The organism is Microcystis ichthyoblabe FBCC-A1114 (assembly GCF_050500245.1).
GTDB classification, from domain to species: domain Bacteria; phylum Cyanobacteriota; class Cyanobacteriia; order Cyanobacteriales; family Microcystaceae; genus Microcystis; species Microcystis ichthyoblabe_A.
On record NZ_CP191408.1, the window covers coordinates 937,470 to 954,937 of the forward strand.

19 protein-coding genes, 1 tRNA gene and 1 pseudogene are annotated in these 17,468 nt (G+C 44.3%); 11 read left to right on the forward strand and 10 right to left on the reverse strand.

The genetic code is table 11. The features are described from left to right. Window positions 1–69: 69 nt before the first annotated feature. The 7 genes from chlG to ACQY1Y_RS04490 form a co-directional block, all read right to left on the reverse strand. Window positions 70–1,050 (reverse strand): chlorophyll synthase ChlG, encoded by a 981-nt coding sequence (gene chlG / locus ACQY1Y_RS04460; RefSeq protein ID WP_430014061.1) that lies wholly within the window; start codon window positions 1,048–1,050, stop codon window positions 70–72. A gap of 6 nt (window positions 1,051–1,056) precedes the next feature. Continuing rightward, window positions 1,057–2,133 (reverse strand): Get3/ArsA fold putative tail anchor-mediating ATPase NosAFP, encoded by a 1,077-nt coding sequence (locus ACQY1Y_RS04465; RefSeq protein WP_024970494.1) that lies wholly within the window; start codon window positions 2,131–2,133, stop codon window positions 1,057–1,059. Window positions 2,134–2,155: 22 nt separating this feature from the next. Further along, a complete protein-coding gene (petP, locus tag ACQY1Y_RS04470; RefSeq protein WP_002742483.1) occupies window positions 2,156–2,347 on the reverse strand; it encodes a cytochrome b6f subunit PetP in 192 nt (63 codons plus the stop codon). Window positions 2,348–2,547: 200 nt separating this feature from the next. After that, on the reverse strand, window positions 2,548–2,880 hold the full coding sequence (locus ACQY1Y_RS04475) for a hypothetical protein (RefSeq protein ID WP_002776171.1): 333 nt from the start codon (window positions 2,878–2,880) through the stop codon (window positions 2,548–2,550). 94 nt (window positions 2,881–2,974) lie between these two features. Further along, window positions 2,975–3,871, reverse strand: a complete 897-nt coding sequence (locus tag ACQY1Y_RS04480) for an ABC transporter permease (protein ID WP_002733759.1) — start codon at window positions 3,869–3,871, stop codon at window positions 2,975–2,977. Window positions 3,872–4,097: 226 nt separating this feature from the next. Beyond that, entirely contained in the window at window positions 4,098–4,730 is a 633-nt protein-coding gene (locus ACQY1Y_RS04485; protein WP_149107200.1) for a DUF305 domain-containing protein, read from the reverse strand. Window positions 4,731–4,952: 222 nt separating this feature from the next. Beyond that, window positions 4,953–5,120, reverse strand: coding sequence for a hypothetical protein (locus tag ACQY1Y_RS04490; protein ID WP_154663928.1), 168 nt, complete (start codon window positions 5,118–5,120; stop codon window positions 4,953–4,955). 102 nt (window positions 5,121–5,222) lie between these two features. On the opposite strand from ACQY1Y_RS04490, the gene ACQY1Y_RS04495 reads away from it, so the two are divergent. From ACQY1Y_RS04495 to ACQY1Y_RS04505, 3 genes are all read left to right on the forward strand, one after another. Beyond that, complete coding sequence (locus tag ACQY1Y_RS04495; protein ID WP_002802666.1) at window positions 5,223–6,158, forward strand: PEP-CTERM sorting domain-containing protein; 936 nt, start codon at window positions 5,223–5,225, stop codon at window positions 6,156–6,158. A gap of 147 nt (window positions 6,159–6,305) precedes the next feature. Beyond that, on the forward strand, window positions 6,306–6,515 hold the full coding sequence (locus ACQY1Y_RS04500; RefSeq protein ID WP_430014062.1) for a hypothetical protein: 210 nt from the start codon (window positions 6,306–6,308) through the stop codon (window positions 6,513–6,515). A 189-nt stretch (window positions 6,516–6,704) separates the two neighbouring features. Then, window positions 6,705–7,571 carry an Rpn family recombination-promoting nuclease/putative transposase gene (locus tag ACQY1Y_RS04505; protein WP_430014063.1) on the forward strand — a complete coding sequence of 289 codons (867 nt, stop codon included), beginning with the start codon at window positions 6,705–6,707 and terminating at the stop codon, window positions 7,569–7,571. A 128-nt stretch (window positions 7,572–7,699) separates the two neighbouring features. Here the strand turns inward: ACQY1Y_RS04505 and ACQY1Y_RS04510 are convergent. Beyond that, window positions 7,700–7,781, reverse strand: a tRNA-Leu gene (locus ACQY1Y_RS04510). Window positions 7,782–7,835: 54 nt separating this feature from the next. After that, window positions 7,836–8,516, reverse strand: coding sequence for a hypothetical protein (locus ACQY1Y_RS04515; RefSeq protein WP_430014064.1), 681 nt, complete (start codon window positions 8,514–8,516; stop codon window positions 7,836–7,838). A 123-nt stretch (window positions 8,517–8,639) separates the two neighbouring features. On the opposite strand from ACQY1Y_RS04515, the gene ACQY1Y_RS04520 reads away from it, so the two are divergent. Further along, window positions 8,640–9,695 carry an ABC transporter ATP-binding protein gene (locus tag ACQY1Y_RS04520; RefSeq protein WP_430014065.1) on the forward strand — a complete coding sequence of 352 codons (1,056 nt, stop codon included), beginning with the start codon at window positions 8,640–8,642 and terminating at the stop codon, window positions 9,693–9,695. Window positions 9,696–9,893: 198 nt separating this feature from the next. Here ACQY1Y_RS04520 and rimK read toward each other — a convergent pair whose 3' ends face one another. Further along, complete coding sequence (gene rimK, locus ACQY1Y_RS04525; protein WP_002734374.1) at window positions 9,894–10,799, reverse strand: 30S ribosomal protein S6--L-glutamate ligase; 906 nt, start codon at window positions 10,797–10,799, stop codon at window positions 9,894–9,896. A 478-nt stretch (window positions 10,800–11,277) separates the two neighbouring features. On the opposite strand from rimK, the gene rlmN reads away from it, so the two are divergent. The 7 genes and pseudogenes from rlmN to ACQY1Y_RS04560 all read left to right on the forward strand — a co-directional run bounded on the left by rlmN (window position 11,278) and on the right by ACQY1Y_RS04560 (window position 17,436). Beyond that, a complete protein-coding gene (rlmN, locus tag ACQY1Y_RS04530; RefSeq protein WP_002733388.1) occupies window positions 11,278–12,291 on the forward strand; it encodes a 23S rRNA (adenine(2503)-C(2))-methyltransferase RlmN in 1,014 nt (337 codons plus the stop codon). A 283-nt stretch (window positions 12,292–12,574) separates the two neighbouring features. Next, window positions 12,575–13,132 (forward strand): hypothetical protein, encoded by a 558-nt coding sequence (locus ACQY1Y_RS04535; RefSeq protein WP_002734482.1) that lies wholly within the window; start codon window positions 12,575–12,577, stop codon window positions 13,130–13,132. 92 nt (window positions 13,133–13,224) lie between these two features. After that, window positions 13,225–13,389: pseudogene (locus ACQY1Y_RS04540) on the forward strand (23S rRNA (adenine(2503)-C(2))-methyltransferase RlmN); the annotation flags it as partial. Window positions 13,390–13,697: 308 nt separating this feature from the next. Then, entirely contained in the window at window positions 13,698–13,922 is a 225-nt protein-coding gene (locus ACQY1Y_RS04545; RefSeq protein WP_002732223.1) for a phycobilisome linker polypeptide, read from the forward strand. A gap of 287 nt (window positions 13,923–14,209) precedes the next feature. Beyond that, on the forward strand, window positions 14,210–15,409 hold the full coding sequence (gene petH / locus ACQY1Y_RS04550; protein WP_002734368.1) for a ferredoxin--NADP reductase: 1,200 nt from the start codon (window positions 14,210–14,212) through the stop codon (window positions 15,407–15,409). 216 nt (window positions 15,410–15,625) lie between these two features. Beyond that, window positions 15,626–16,468, forward strand: coding sequence for a ChaN family lipoprotein (locus tag ACQY1Y_RS04555; protein WP_430014066.1), 843 nt, complete (start codon window positions 15,626–15,628; stop codon window positions 16,466–16,468). A 92-nt stretch (window positions 16,469–16,560) separates the two neighbouring features. Continuing rightward, on the forward strand, window positions 16,561–17,436 hold the full coding sequence (locus ACQY1Y_RS04560) for a 3'(2'),5'-bisphosphate nucleotidase CysQ family protein (protein WP_002733948.1): 876 nt from the start codon (window positions 16,561–16,563) through the stop codon (window positions 17,434–17,436). Window positions 17,437–17,468 lie beyond the last annotated feature (32 nt).

Here is a 17,468-nt window from a genome sequence, read left to right on the forward strand (position 1 = left end):
ACAGAAACCCAATTCAAGGCGATTATGTCCCATAAACTGGATATTTCCAGTTTTTATTAATTACAATCTTCAGAGTATCCCCTGACCTAAAGCCAAACCTGTCACCAACATTCCTAACACTAGGAAAGGCTGGGCGCTGGCTTGATATTTGACATCATTTTTGAGCGGATCCCGCAGAAAATACATATCTTGGAAAGTGATCTGAGGGATAATTAATAACAGTAAAATAGCGGCATAAAGATTCTGATGAATACTAATCAGATAGCCCGCAATTCCCGCTTGAAAAACATCGATCATAATCACACAAATCCAAGCTGCAGTGGTAATTCCAAACATAACTGGCAAGGATTTTAAGCCTAATTTTTCGTCACCTTCCACACTTTTAAAGTCGTTGACCACAGCAATGCCTAACCCCGCTAGACTATAAATAAGGGTTAAGATCATAATTGTCCAATTTAACTGACCAAAAAGGGCGTGACCTGCCCACCAAGGTAATGCTATATAACTAGCACCGAGGGCATAATTTCCCAGCCAACCATTTTGTTTTAATTTTAAGGGTGGCGCTGAATAAATATAGGCAATAAAAGAACCAAATAGGGTTAAACAGAGCATGATTGGGAAATCATGACCAGCCCAGCGATCGAGAAGATAAGATATTCCTAACCCAGCTGCTAATAAAACCAAAATCTGGCCGACCACTTGCGGAATAGAAATCACCCCCGAAGGAATCGGACGGTAGGGTTCATTAATTGCATCGATTTCTCGATCGTAAAAATCATTTAAAGTTTGGGTATAACCAGTCATCAATCGACCGGAAAGTAACATACAGGTGGCCGCTTTTAAGACATCTTCTAAAGACCAAGTATAATTACCCGATGAAGCAGCCCCACAGACAACCCCCCAAATTAGGGGAATCCAAGTGATCGGCTTCATCAATTGTAAGCGGATTTTCCAGAGGGAGGTTTCTGCCGATGAGGCCCCTTTCATGCCCAATAATTGGCGAGTTTTTGCGCCTCGATTATCCTTGTTTTCTATCTCGCTGTTCGACATAATCCCTTAAAAAGAAATAATTAAGTAACCTTCTTGGAATTTTGCCCCTTTTACCGATCTTCCGGTCAGAGGCGGTGGTACATCAATATTACGCCGTTGATCCCCGGCTTCGATGGTTAATTCTGGGCCCGATTGCGTCAGTTTTACCTGTTTTTTCTCGAATCCGGGTAAATAAACCTTGACCTGACCGGCTGCCGTATCGATTATTAACGGTTTGGGCGGCTGCACCGTGAGAAAATTGGGTAACTCGGCGATTAACTCCTGCCAATCTTCTCCTTGACGGTCGGGTAAAATCGCCGCCGGCAGCGGGGCAAAATCCTCGGTGGCACTCTGACAGCGATTAAAAATCACTCCCCCCACATTTAAACCGATTTGCTGCGCCCCACCCCAAAGATATTTGGCCTCTGCGATCGCAATTGGATCATCATTGGTGACTAGATAGGCTAAAACTCGCCGAGGATCGGCTAAAGCGGAACGTCCCTCGTCTAGAATGTTATTATCGACCTTCTTCCCTAAACCGTCGGGATTAAAGGAGAAATTCAGCACGGCGGCGGCGATTGGTTGGAAAAAGGGAGAAAGGGTGCGACCAATCTCAGAATCGCTGAAAACCTGGCGAAAACGCCGTGAATACCAGCTGCCCACCTCTGGAATCGCCAACATTCGCAGACTGTTGATATCTCCGCTGCCGTCGTAGATGATGACATCGTAATTTCCGCTTTTATCCTGTTCCCGCAGGAAATTTAAGGCTAGAGCTTGGTCCATTCCGGGTAAAACGCCCAACTCTTGACCATAAACATTTTTCAAGGTGGGAGAACGCAAATACTGCTTTTCCAATTCCTTGACTTCTTCCCAACTTTTTTCTAGTAAATGTGTACTACTAAGCTGCACAACCGAGAGATTGGGGGCAATTTCTGTAATGGAGGAGCTAGGGGAGGCCTTGAGGAGTAATCCCCAAGCAGGGCTAGGATCCTGACCGATCAAGAGAACTTTTGACCCCAGACCAGCCATTTTCTTTGCCGAAGCGATCGCTATTGTACTGCAACCGCTGCCCCCCTTGCCCAAAAAGGTCAAAATTAAGGACATAATTAGTTCCTAAGCGTTATATTTAGATGAGTTTGAGTTCATCTTCAAAAAACCAAGTAGCGGTCTTATCATCGAACTGGACAACAGCACCAACACCGCTGCCATCGGTCATCTTAAAATTTTTGATGACACCCACTTTACCCAATTTACCCGCTACATCCGAGTTAACGCGGTCTCTTAAGCGACAGACCTTGACTTTTTGCCCGATTTCCATTACTTCCACAGTTTTAATAAGACGATAATTCAATAAACCAATCCTAAGTTTAATATAAATTCGTGTAAGATAAACCCCCCAATGCTCTTCAGTTATCGGTCTTTCTCAGATCATCTGCACTTAGCGATCATATATACTAAGCAATAGGACAAAATCAACCTCCTGGTTAGGATGGGCAAAAGGCAAATCAAAAAGGGGTTTTATTTGGTTTCTGGGGCAGAATTTTGCAGATTTTCCAGTTGTTCTCTTTGCTTGCGTTTAAACTCCTCAGCCGCTTGGTTGATATTATTGCGAGTATCTTCCTGAAACTCCGATCCGTCCCGGCTACGGCGAAAATTACTATTATGAATCAAGTCTAAAGGATCAAAACCACCGAGAGCATCCCTGCCATCGGAACTACGTTCATTTTTTTGATAATCCGGCTGACTGGGGTTCAAGCTTTGAGCTAACACTTGCGGATTAAAATCAGCCCCGACTAATAGAATAGTAGCTAGAAATAAAGACGATTTGATTAACATTTTTTGAGTATTCATAATCTAACTAACTCCTCAGAAAATTATCTTGTTTTTGGTGGTGAGAAAGTTACAAGCTTTTCAGTGAACTGATAACTGATAACTGATAACTGATTTAAGCAAAACGACGACGAAGTAAGGGCTGAATTGCTAAAAGGATTAGCAGATCAAAAGCTGAGAGCAGGGCTAAAACTGTCAAGAAATTGAGGTCAAGCCAAGGGGTTTGTAAGACTATGCTATCAAAAGACCAGTGCTGATTGAAATAAATATAACGGATCGGTTCGATCGCATAGGTAAGAGGGTTGAGACTAGCGATTACTTTTAACCAATCTGCCATAAAGTTTAAGGGAGCGAGGGCGGTACTGGCAAATAAAAGCGGTAAATTGGTGACGAAAATGACGGCGATTAATTCGATATGTCCGGGGAGAGCAAAGGTTAAACTGAGACTTAAGGCAGTCATCCCCAAAACGATCAGAAACACAATCAAAGCGATCGCACCTAATCCGGCTAAACTGGGCAATCCTGCCCCTAAAAAGGCACTAGCGGCCACGATCGAGGCGGTTTGGATGAAACTGAGGGCGATAATATAGATGGTAGAAGCGGCCACGATCGAGTACCGAGTGGTTAAAGGTGCTACCAAGAGACGGTTAAGAAAGCCAAATTCTCGATCGAACATTACCGGCAAACCGGCATTTAAGGCCCCGGAAAAAGCGGTAAAGACAATCACTCCGGGGGCGAGAAATTTAGCATAACTGAGATCGTTGCCGAATAGTCCCTGGGGGGCATTATAAAATAAAGCTCCAAATAAAATCAGCCACATAAAGGGCTGAATTACCCCCGCGATTAGGGTTGAAGGACGACGTTTTAATTGGATGAACAGACGTTTAGTCATGGCCAGAGTTTCTTGCAGAAATTCCCCTAGCACATTTCCCCCATCGTCCACCGTTGCTGCTCTAGTCGTATTGGGGGCTAAACTAGCTTTTAAGGAAGAAGGTGTGATCGTTTGGCTCATGAAATATTTACCTCGAAAGGGAAGGGTTTAGGTAGAGATTTTGGGATTGTCACTCTCAATCCCCAGCAAGCTAACGGTTTTATTTTAAAGTGAACAGAAGGATATAGCAGTTATCTTTATTTTGAGGCGATAAGTCTCTGGTTTTAGGGGACACCAGAACTTCTGTATCAGTTAAGCGTACTTGCATTAGGGAACGCACCCGACAAAATCGCGATCGCAATACCAGCTAATGATGCATCCCACCCATTGGATTGCGATCACCAAACCAAGCCATCAACCAAGTTTGCATCTGCTGAATTTCCCGGCGCTGGCTAGTGGCAATGTTCTCAGCAAAAGGCCGGACAGCCTGATGCTTCACCAGATTATGATTCAGGAGCATTTGCGACATCATCACGGCTCCCATATGATGTTTAATCATATCTTGTAAAAAAGTTTGATCTAGGGCATCGCCCTGAAGTTGACTCAGATCGCGCATCATGGGAACGTAGGAGACGCTAATATTCCTTCCGGGATACCACTCGTTGAGCCAGTTTTTCATCTGAGCAATTTCAGCAGTTTGCACTTGAATGATCTTTTGAGCAAACTGCCTCATCTCAGGACGACTAGTGCGTGTCAGAATAACCTGGACGGTATCGATTGCCTCCTGATGGTGAGGAATCATTTGGGCAAGATAGTTAAACTCGCTACTGACCTGCATATGATCCATCATACCCATGCCGTTGGGAGAAAATTGAGCAGAGGCGGAATCTGGAGAATTTCCAGATGGACGTGTCATAAGTAAAGTTGAGGTTGCAGCCAACCCAAGAGCGGCAACCGCCCCCAGTACAATAATGGCTTTATTTTTCATGGGAGAAACCATTTACAAACCTCACTACAGTATAGCACCTGCCCAAAAGTAACCGGAACTATCTTGACCAAGAAATTGGCAGTCTAAAGGCTGAACTCACCCGCCGTCGTTAACTTCCGATAAGGCTCAGACAGTACCTGATGAGCCTTTCTTTGTCAACTCTTGAGGTCTTGAGGTAACATACACTTGAGGTTGATGCGTTTCATTTTTGAATTGGCGTTCTATAAAGGTAGATCAGACAGTGATGCAATTCAGACTTGAATTAGCCTTGCTTTTTTGTAATTCGGCAATCTGATAATCAATAATGCTTTGGGCAAATTTTTCTTGATCTTTGATGGAGTTTAAAATCTTTTTAAGGCGTTTTTCTGTTTCAGGCTGAACAGATAGATGAAAATCTAACATAAACTGTCTCATTACCACAAATCAAGCGGGATTTCATTCTAGCAAGCGTCAGCCCTGGGGGAGAAGAATGTAAATATTTATTAAATTGTAGCTTTTAATACAATGTGGGGGGGAAATGTGTATGTTGTATGTTACCTCAAGTGTATGTTGCCCTTTAAGCCCTATTCGTGTTTAATTCTAAAAATGAAAAATCCAATTTTAGCGGCGCTGAGTCAAAAATCTCTCTCAGTTGGTATTGTGGCATCAACCGTTTTCTTCGGCACTACTAGCCAAGCCTTGGCCAGCGTTCTGATTGCCGGAGCTCCCTATGATGCTAGTTTTCTCAACGACGTTCAAGCAAAAATTGCTGGAACTGGCCTGATTTCTGGGAGCGTAGATATACTGAATGTCAGTTCTTCTACCCCGACTCTCGCGCAATTACAGGCTTATGATGCCGTACTATTCTTTTCTGATTTCGGTTTTGCCGATCCAACCACTTTCGGTAACGTATTAGCAGATTACGTCGATGCGGGTGGTGGAGTAGTCCAAGCGACTTTTTCATTCTGGAGCGCTGGCGTAGACATTGGTGGTCGGTGGAGGGCGCAAAACTACGATGTTTGGCAACCAGGAGGACAGAACCAACGCAGAAATCTAACATTAGGAACAATTTACGATCCATCCAACCCGATCCTCGCAGGCGTTACCAGCTTCAATGGCGGATCAAGGAGTTTCTACAATACAGTGGGACCTCTCAACCCCGGTGCGGTAGCAGTGGCTGACTGGAGTAATGGTGCACCGCTAATCGCCGTCAATACCTCCACATTTGCGGGCAAAATAGCTGGGTTGAATTTTTATCCCCCATCAAGCGATGCTCTCTCCGGTCTCTGGGTCAGTAGTACCGATGGCGCACTGTTAATGGCCAATTCCCTGAACTTCGTCACCAAACAAGTTTCTGTTCCCGAACCCAATTCTCTTCTTGGACTGTTTGCTATCGGCACTCTTGGCGCAGCTTCAACCCTCAAACGCAAACTAAAATCATCCAAATCAGCCGAGAAGTAAACCACAAAAGTCGGCTAAATTGGCCACAAAATATCACAAACACCCCTTCATTCAGTCAGTGGAGGGGGTTTTGTTTTTTTGGTTTTTCGATGGGTAGCATCTCAGTCGTGAATTATGCTAGGATTAGCCCTAGAATGAGCAAAAATCATGACTACACAAGCAACAGTAATCCAAGGCACAGCCAGGGAAATTAGAGAAGCACTGGCGCTTATATCAGATGATGAAATTGTCCCCCTTATGGTGGGTCGTCCCAGCTTATCTATTATTGCCAGAAAATTACAGCACGAGGCCGCAACTCTTGGCATGACAGCTGCGGAACACGACGCACTCATGGCATCGTTAAAAGATGATTTGTGATACGGGTTGTTGTTGATACCAATATTCTTGTCAGTTTCGCCATCCGTCCGAACGAAAATTTTGAGCAAATGTTCGATTTTTTGGCGAGACAGGGCATTACCTTGATTTCCGATGATACAGTTTCCTCTCTCTTTTTTTGGGGGTTTTATGGGAAGATCGGGAAAGAGCTATGGTGCAATCCCGATCATAATGAAACGAGACTCGATATTTTACCGGCTTTTTCAACAATCCCCCTCCCTTCTCTTCGATTTACTGGAAAACCCGCCAGATAATGCCACCGAATACCGCTTTGACTCCGTAGCCGTCAAAGAACCCAAATTTGAGATCGATGGCGTATTCCTGCCACCCGATAATGATAGTAGCGGGGTGATCTATTTTTGCGAAGTGCAATTTCAAAAAGACGAACGACTGTATGAAAGGGTATTTGGTGAATCATTTTTGTATTTTTATCGTCAGCGAGAACGATTTACCGATTGGCAAATTGTTGTCATCTATCCCACCCGCAGCCTAGAACAAAGTAATGCCCATCCCTACCGGGCGCTGCTCAATTGTCCTCAGGTGCATCGAATTTATCTGAACGAATTAGGGGAAATTCAGCAGTTACCGTTAGGGGTTGCCTTGATGGTACTCACTACTGTGGAAGAAACCCAAGCACCAGAAAAAGCCCGCTATTTACTGGCACGAACCCAAGAGCAAATTGCAGATACAGAAGCCAGTCGCGCCATAATGGAAATGATTGCCACAATTATGGTCTATAAATTTACTAACTTGAGTCGGCAGGAGGTGGAAGCGATGCTAGGACTACAATTGGCAGATACAAGGGTATATCGTGAAGCCAAGGAAGAAGGACGACTGGAAGGACGACTGGAAGGACGACTGGAAGGGGAATCTGCCCTGATTTTGCGTCTGTTGCAACGTCGCTTTGGTGCGGTGGATGAGGTATTGGCTGCCCAGATTCAGGCTCTAGAAATCGAGCAATTAGAGTCCTTGGCTGAGGCTTTGTTGGATTTTACAACCTTAAACGACCTAGTGCTTTGGCTAAATCGCTACTCGTAACCGCTTAACTAAACTTAGTCAAACCTAAGCCACCTGAAAGGATGAGTTAGGAAATTTTGATGGCCAAATATCCATCCCTGACGATAGGTGACAAGGGCAATTCTTGTCAGAGGGCAGATAAAAGTTTATGCGGATGGCGAGACTCGAACTCGCAAGGCGTAAGCCACACGCCCCTCAAACGTGCGTGTCTACCAGTTCCACCACATCCGCTTGATTTTAGCTTAACCATTATAGCACAGAAAAAAAATAATCTGCAAGCAAATTTTAAAAATTACTGCCGCACAACTTTCGCGCCACCTGAGTTAGTACGGATAAACCTTTTAGGGAACCTTGAATCAAATGGAAGGCCGGGACAGGACGGATTAACATTTGTCGAGCTAGGGGCAATGGTAGCAGCTGACCTTGATTATCAATTGCCGGGGCTAAATCGGGTAAATCCTGTGTCACCTCGTCGCTAATCACGCGCACAATTGCCACTTTTTGCCCCCGTAAAGCCGCTAAAATCCTTGCTCCTTCCATATCTACCACCTCATAGCCCCCCTGTCCTAAACGTCGTTTTTCCTCGGATCGGCTAATCAGGCGATCGCTGGTTAAACCTTTAACGAGACTATATCCGGTTAATTGGGCGATTTCTGCGGTTATTTCTGGTTCGCACTGCCAATAACTCCCCGTTTCCGCGCCACAACCTTGATAGATTACCCCATCTCCGACCCGATAGCGATCGCTGAGACTGCCCGCTAATCCCAGTGTCACAATTTTTCCTGTAAACTTATTAAGAAATTCTAGAGATTGCCTAGAGACTGGGGAACTGTCGAGAAATTCTGGAGCGCCAAGGTTAATCGGGATAATTTGCGGGGCTAAATCGCCGATGTTCCTTAATCCTCGACGGATTGAGCTATGCTCGGCCCCCCGGGGAACGAGAATAATATCTTCAGGTGTGAGCATGAAATTTTTGAGAAAGTTTCCTAATTAGTCCATTGAGATGTTATAAATAATAGTAGTGAACTAATTAGGAATAATTCTTAAGTAAATAGCCCTGCCACTGACTGGGCGATTGTCTTTCTCACCATGAAAAAGTCTGTCATTCTGCGTTTATCCGAGGTTAACAAGCGTTTTCCCGCTTCTCCTACTCTAGCTGTCGATAATATCAGTTTTAGTTTAACAGAGGGCGAAATTCTCGGATTATTGGGTCCGTCGGGTTGCGGTAAAACCACTCTACTGCGGATGATTGCGGGATTTGAAAAACCATCTCAAGGAGTGATTGAATTGGGAGGGCGAATAGTTGCCGACGAAAAAACCTTTATTCCCCCAGAAAAACGCAATACGGGCATGGTTTTTCAGGATTACGCTCTTTTTCCCCATTTAACCATTGCTGACAATATCGCCTTCGGTTTAAAAAACTCTGGGGAGAAATTATCGAGCAGAGCCATTAACGCTAGGGTGGCGGAAACTTTGGATTTAGTCGGACTGCAAGGACTAGAAAAACGTTATCCCCATCAGCTATCAGGAGGACAACAGCAAAGAGTCGCCCTCGCCCGCGCTTTAGCCCCAAAACCCTCTTTAATCCTCTTAGATGAACCTTTAAGTAATCTCGATGTGCAGGTCCGGCAACGCTTACGACACGAGATCCGTCATATCCTGAAAGCGACTGGTATCTCAGCCATTTTTGTCACCCACGACCGGGAGGAAGCAATGGTGATCAGTGACACAATTGCGGTCATTTGTCAAGGAAAATTAGAACAAATTAACAATCCCGAAGAAATTTATAGTCATCCGGCCTCGCGATTCGTGGCTGAGTTTGTCACCCAAGCTAACTTTCTCCCCGCTAGACGGGAGGGGGAACAATGGCAAACCGAGATAGGAGTCTGGGAAATCCCTGATGGTCAAGATTTGGACAAAGGGGAATTGATGCTGAGAGAGGAAGATGTCAAAATTAAGCCGGATGAGACGGGAGAGCTAGTTATTTGCGATCGCCAATTTTTGGGGCGGGAATACCGTTATTGTCTGCTAACGGCTACCGGCAGCCAAATCCACGCTAGAACAACGATTAACACCCAATTAGACATCGGTACAAAGGTAAAACTATCGATTATTCCCGATAGCGTCCGTGTATTTGCCGACTGATAACTGATACTAAATCCTGTTTAAGGGGTGTGGGGTGTAGGGTGTGGGGTGTGGGGAGCTTTTTCAGTAAAAAGGCAGCTCCGAGCTTATCGCTTAATACTATTGACTGATAACTTACCCACTGATAACTTACCCACTGATAACTTACCCACTGATAACTTACCCACTGATAACTGATAACTGATGCAAGGCTGACGGCTAATATTGATATCGATCGCGATTTAGGACTAGGGTGGCATTTTTAGCGACAAAATCAATAATTTTTTTGGCCACATCCACACCAGTGGCCGCTTCTATTCCTTCCAAACCGGGAGAGGAATTGACCTCGATAACCACAGGCCCGTGATTAGACCGTAATAAGTCCACACCCGCAACCCGTAAACCCATGGCTTTAGTGGCCCGTATAGCCGTACTGCGTTCCTCTGGGGTTAATTTTATCTTTTCTGCTTTGCCACCGCGGTGAAGATTAGAACGAAAATCCCCTTCGGCCCCCTGTCGCTTCATCGAGGCTACCACTTTTCCATCGATGACAAAACAGCGCAGATCTGCCCCACTGGCCTCTTTAATATACTCTTGTACTAGAATATTAGCCTCTAGTTGCCGAAAAGCTTCAATAACTGACTTGGCTGCTTGGTCGGTTTCCGCTAAGACTACGCCAATACCTTGGGTTCCTTCTAATAATTTAATCACTAGAGGGGTGCCGCCGACGGTTTCGATTAAACCATCGATATCTTGAGTTGCGTGAGCAATTCCCGTCACCGGTAAACCTATCCCTTCCCTGGCCAGGATTTGCAGACAACGCAATTTATCCCGCGACCGGGAAATTGCTTGCGAGTCGTTGGCAGTAAAAACATTCATCACCTCGAATTGTCGGACTACTGCGGTTCCATAGAAGGTTTTTGAGGCGGCAATACGGGGGATAATCGCATCGAAACTCTCTAAGGGTTTACCGTTATAAACAACCGTGGGTTTATGGGAGGTGATGTTCATGTAACAGCGCAAATAATTGATCACTCGTACCTCATGGCCTTGAGCTTCTCCCGCTTCTTTCAGTCGCTTGGTGGAATAAAGAGAAGTATCTTGCGATAAAATAGCGATTTTCATAAATTTTCGCTTAAATATTGCTTTTACAACTGAATAGCTCCTTATTTCCCCATATTGACTTTTTTTGCTGGCAACTCATAAAATTTCTGTTCTCGATCGAAGTCCATCGATTATTATGGCGCTGACAGTTCCCTTTGAACAGTTAGATTAAATGAAAAGTAAAAAAGTCAAGCTTAAGACTAGATTTATTTTTGTCGTCAGGCTCAGTTTAAGTAGCTGGTTATAATTAAATTAAAAATGGATTTGAGGTTCGATCCCCCCTGCCCCCCTTGATAAGGGGGGTGCCGATAGGCGGGGGTATCTGAAAACTTTTAACACCTACCTACTTAAGTTATAGTTTTAAGTATTTAATTGACTAACAAAGACTAGAGAAGGAGCAAAGGGAAAAAATGTCAATTAATCAATACAATTTTGTTACGATTTTGCTACTAGGCATGAGCGATCGGTTAGAATGATAAGGTGATCAACGATAATAATTATGACTTTACTGGCGAAATCTTTAGAGGAACTGACCGACTGGGTAAAAGACCAGGGACAACCCGCTTATCGGGGGAAACAATTACACCAATGGCTATACGAAAAAGGGGTGCATTCTTTGGCGGATATTTCCGTATTCCCCCAAGAATGGCGCAGCAAGCTGGCGGATTATCCTATCGGTCGTTCCCTTATACATTATCGCAGTGTAGCACCCGATCGCACTCGTAAATATCTGCTAAAACTGGCGGATGGTTTAATTATCGAAGCGGTGGGAATTCCTAGTGAAAAAAGATTAACAGTCTGTGTTTCTTCCCAAGTGGGTTGTCCGATGGCCTGTGATTTTTGTGCCACGGGAAAAGGGGGTTTTACTCGTAATTTAAAAGCCTATGAAATCGTTGACCAAGTATTAACAGTACAGGAGGATTTTCAACAGCGAGTTAGTCATGTGGTATTTATGGGGATGGGGGAACCTTTATTAAATATCCCCGAAGTGGTGACAGCGATTCATTCCCTGAATCAAGATGTGGGGATCGGTCAGCGTTGTTTAACGATTTCTACCGTGGGATTACCCCATAAAATCAAGCAACTAGCCGAACATAATTTACAAGTAACTTTTGCTGTTAGTCTTCATGCTTCTAATCAACAAGTTCGAGCTAAATTAATCCCCAGTGCCGACCATTATCCCCTAACTAATCTGATCCAAGACTGTCAGGAATACGTTCAAATCACGGGACGAAGGGTGACATTTGAATACATTCTTTTAGCGGGAGTGAATGATTTACCCGAACACGCAAGGGAATTAGTTAAACTGGTGAAAGGTTTTCAATCTCACGTCAATTTAATCCCCTATAATCCTATTCAGGAGGTGGATTATCAACGGCCTGATGAAAAGAGAATTAAGGCTTTTAAAACTATTTTAGAACAGGAAAAAGTCGCCGTTACTGTCCGTTATTCGAGAGGTTTAGCGGCCAATGCAGCCTGTGGACAATTGCGATCGAGCATCATGGTCAAATAAACTTGATTTGTTCACTACTCTATCATCAGTTTTCTCTGTTATAATTAGAGTAACAGAGGAGTGTTGGTTGTGTTGTTTGTTAATAATTGTAAAATTTAATCAAGATCGGGATGGTTATCGGGCAACACCTCAACGGTGGGGGCAAGTAACTGTTAAGTGTGCTTCTTGAACTAGCGGTTTTGGTTATCCCGTTGCGGAATTTTTTCAGAGAAGTAGATTTTAGTACTTGTCAACCGCAGTAACTCGACTGTTGGTGATTTTTTCGAGTTCGGGGGTAAGGATCATGAAAAGTCAAATATTAGCAATTGCAGCTTTAGGAACTTTAGCGGTTTTTAATTGTTTTTCTGGGGTAGCTTATAGTCGACCGCTACTTGTCGGCCAAGAACCAACCACACCCACCTTGATCGTAATTGATGATGAGGAGATGGCACAACTTCCCGTGCCTGTTCGTCAAGGATTGGAACTGTATCTAGCGGGCAATACTGGTGGTGCAGTTGATGTGTGGGTAGATAGCATGATTAAATTCGCCAAGGATCATGAGGATTTTTTTGAATCGGCCGAACAAGCTAGAAGGGATGTCCAGATCTGGGAGGAATCCCGTTTACAAATGAAAAAAATTCTCAAACAATACACTCAAGCTAGTGGACCTTGTAAACAATCTATTTTCCTGCAAGAACTTATCTATCCCCAGAATAAGTTTTTAAGACGTTTTTTCTTGAAACTTCGCCACGAACAAGATTCTTTGTTTATAGAGTTTATCACTTTACAGACCCCTAAAGGAGTGTATATTACCCACTTTCACTTCAATCAAGACCTGCGAGAAATCATCGGGGATGATTAAGTAGTACGACATCAATCGACTACACTAGATCAAGGAGGTAGCGTTGCGACTTATCGGCAGGCTTATCTTTAAACAATTAACAGCGATCACTTAATCCCATTCAAGAGGTGGATTATCAGCGGCCTGATGAAAAAAGAATTAAGGCTTTTAAAACTATTTTAGAACAGGAAAAAGTCGCCGTTACTGTCCGTTATTCGAGAGGTTTAGCGACCGATGCGGCCTGTGGACAATTGCGATCGAGCGTTATGGTAGAATAAACAGGCGTAAATCGGCCATTAACTAGGGTTGGCTGAATACATCTAAAAACCTTGTTGGGTAAGACGTTTAGACTTTTGGAAAATCAAAAAGTGCCAGCCATTGGAGGGATCGGGGGGAAAATTCAGGGACTTTTTCCCTGAAAATTAGGTAATTTACCAGATGAAAATGGGTACAACCCTACACCCTACACCCTGCACCCCACACCCTGGCCCCACGAGAAACTTTTTGCCGCAAACCCTAACTAGATTGCTAGTCTCCCTGCTAGGCTAAACTAGAGAACTATAACATCAATGTCGGAGCCATTTCGATGCAAAGTCTCTCTAGTGCCAAAGAAAATCGCCTTTTTGTCTATGAAGTCGTCGGTTTGAGTCAAAATGACAATACTGATAACCTAGATTATTCTATCCGTAAGAGTGGCAGTGTCTTTTTAACCGTTCCCTATAGCCGCATGAATCAAGAAATGCGTCGGATTACCCGTTTAGGCGCTCGCATCGTCAGCATTAAACCCTTAAACGCTGCTGCGGCCGAGTAGTTCATAAAATAATTATTGCTAATATCTGTCCCCCGCTCTTGTCCTCATCAGGCCAACCAGGGGGATTTTTAGCATAAACGGGAAAAAGTAACATAAATCTTAATAAAAAGTAAAATGCTGCAAATGTGACAGATTTTAACCAGAGACTTAACCTATCCTATCCAAAAGGATAAAAGCGATGTCTGTGGTTTTTTTAAGATAACTCTCAATTAGGCCTAGGTGTAGTGTACCGATGGTAGGCTAAACTATGGAACGATTATCGTGACTTGAGTTGGGAGTTATATTTAATGTACAGTCCGAGTACACTAGCGGGAAACCGTTTATTTGTTTACGAAGTGGCGGGTCTCAATCAAAACGACAATACTGACAGCTTGGATTATTCAATCCGTCAGAGTGGAAGCGTGTTTTTCACGGTTCCCTACAGTCGCATGAATCAAGAAATGCGTCGGATTACCCGTTTAGGTGGTCGTATCGTCAGCATCAAACCCTTCAATGGGATTGCCCCCGTAGCAACTGTTTCTAGTGCCTCCACACCACAGCCAATCGCTCAATCATCGCCCGTCCCCGAACAGACCAAGAAAAAGGCCATGACTCAAGCGAAAGAAAAAACAGATATCCCCGTCAACATCTACCGTCCGAATCAACCCTTTATCGGCAAATGTATCGAGAATTATCCTCTCGTTGATGAGGGGGGTATCGGCATCGTACAACACGTCACCTTTGACCTTTCTGGGAGCAATTTACGCTATTTAGAAGGCCAAAGTATCGGTATTATCCCCCCGGGTACCGATGCTAATGGCAAACCTCATAAATTGAGACTCTATTCGATCGCCTCCACCCGTCATGGTGATAAATTAGACGATAAAACCGTATCCCTCTGCGTGCGTCAGTTGGAATACCAACACCCAGAAACCAAGGAAACCGTTTATGGGGTTTGTTCCACCCATCTCTGTAATGTAGGGGTGGGGGACGATGTGGCTATTACTGGTCCCGTGGGTAAGGAAATGCTGCTACCGGGTGATGAAGATGCCACTATCATTATGATGGCCACCGGGACGGGAATCGCTCCCTTCCGAGCTTTCCTCTGGCGGATGTTCAAGGAACAACACGAAGATTATAAATTCAAAGGTCTAGCTTGGTTGATTTTCGGAGTTCCCAAAACGGCCAATATTCTCTACCAAGAAGAATTAGAGAAAATCGCGGCGGAATTCCCCGATAACTTCCGTCTCACCTATGCCATCAGCCGGGAACAGCAAAATCCCCAGGGCGGCAGAATGTATATTCAACACCGGGTAGCCGAACACGCTGACGAAATCTGGAATCTACTCCAAAGTCCCAAAACCCACGCTTATATGTGCGGACTGAAAGGGATGGAAGATGGTATCGACGATGCTATCAGTGGTGCTGCTGCTAAAAATGGCGCTGATTGGTCTGTCTATCAGAAACAACTGAAAAAAGAACATCGCTGGCACGTAGAAACCTACTAAACCAGAAAGGTTCTCTGAAAATTTTTGGGGGTGGGCATTGCCCACCTTTTTTGTCTTGGCTTCGGTTAAGATAAGTAGCTGGTTATAATTAAATTAAAAATGGATTTTAGGTTCGATCCCCCCTACCCCCCTTAATAAGGGGGGTGCCGATAGCCGGGGGGATCTGAAAGTTTTTAATACCTATCTACTTAGGTTTTTTAAAAGACCTTTAAAAAGATGAAATTCTCTCGACGCTTTTTTCCCGTTTTCCTTGCCCTCTGCTTACTGTTTATTTTGCTGCCCCGGGCCTGGAGTTTTACTAATAGCCAAAAACAAATTCTGGCCGATTTAAAAACAGCCGAGATTATTTATCTGGGAGAAAGGCACGATAGTCAAGCCGACCATCAAGCCCAATTAGCTATTATCAAGTATTTACAGGCTAATAATCCCCAAATAGCGATCGCTTTCGAGATGTTTCAACGTCCTTACCAAATCTATTTGGATCAGTATTTAGCCGGCAAAATTAGCGAAAATCAGTTGAGAGAAAAAAGTGAATACGACCAACGTTGGGGATTTGATTGGGAATTTTACGCCCCGATCCTGCGCTTGGCCAAGGCGAAAAAACTACCATTGATCGCCCTAAATACACCCACGGAAATCACTAGAAAAGTGGCACGAGAGGGCTTAGAAAGCCTCTCCACCTCAGAAATGACCTACATTCCCCCTAAAAGCGAAATAAACCAGGATAACGAGGAGTACCGTCAACAGATCTTAGCCGTTTATCAGCAACACACGGGGGGCAAAAGTCAGGGATTCGATCGCTTTTTTCTGGCACAGCTCCTCTGGGATGAAACCATGGCCGATGCGATCGCTAAATTCTGGCAAGCTCATCCCGAATATCAGATCATCGTCCTAGCAGGAAAAGGTCATATTGCCTACGGTTACGGCATTCCCAGTCGAGTCCAAAGAAGATTAGGCGATCGCGTCATCCAGCGTTCGGTTTTCTTGGGAGACGCTCCCCAATCATCACCGGAAGAAACCAAAAAACCCGCCGATTATTTTTGGCAGGGGCAAAATTAAGTCAGTCAGGAGCTAGGAAGCAAGGGATGATAAGCTAAGAAGCCAGTCTTTTAATTTAGTAGATAATAAGTCTGAAAAACTGAGGCTATTTTATGATTAATTTAACCTGTCAAGATACCGAAACACTCGATCGCATTTTAGCTGTGACTCGTGCCGTCGGTTGGGGTGGTGCTAAAATCCTCCAATCCTACCACCGGGGTGAACAGGATTTAGCCGTCAACGAGAAGAAAAAAGGCGGACCAGTGACGGCGGCGGATTTAGCGGCAAATCATTATATTTTAGGGGAATTACAAACAAATTTCTCGGATATCGACTTTGGTTATCTAAGCGAGGAAACCCATCAGGGTAATGAAGCTATCCCGAAAGATTGGGTATGGATTATCGATCCTTTGGACGGAACCCGCGATTTTATCGACAAAACGGGAGAATATGCCCTACATATCGCCTTATGTTATCAAGGAAGACCGATCATCGCCGTGGTTGCCCTGCCGGATCAAGAAAAACTCTATTTTGCCCAAAAAGGAAAAGGTACTTTTCTAGAAACTAGCGACGGAAATATTACACAGGTAAAAGTTGCCAATAAAGATAAAATTACCGATCTCTATCTGGTAGTTAGTCGTACCCATCGCGACCAACGTTTTGATAATCTATTAAGTCAAATACCCTTCTTCGGTAAAAATTATGTGGGTAGTGTGGGCTGTAAAATTGCCACGATCCTCGAACAAAAATCCGATGTTTATATCTCCCTATCGGGGAAATCGGCGGCTAAAGACTGGGATTTTGCCGCCCCAGAGTTGATTTTAACGGAAGCCGGCGGCAAATTCTCCTATTTTGACGGTCAACCCGTGCGCTATAATCGCGGCGATGTGCGCCAATGGGGGGGGATCATGGCCAGTAATGGTCCTTGTCATCAACAACTTTGTCAGTTGTCCACAGCAATCCTCGCCCAAATTGATGCCACTGTCTAATTTCTGCCCCCCTAACCGAGAATCAGAGATCG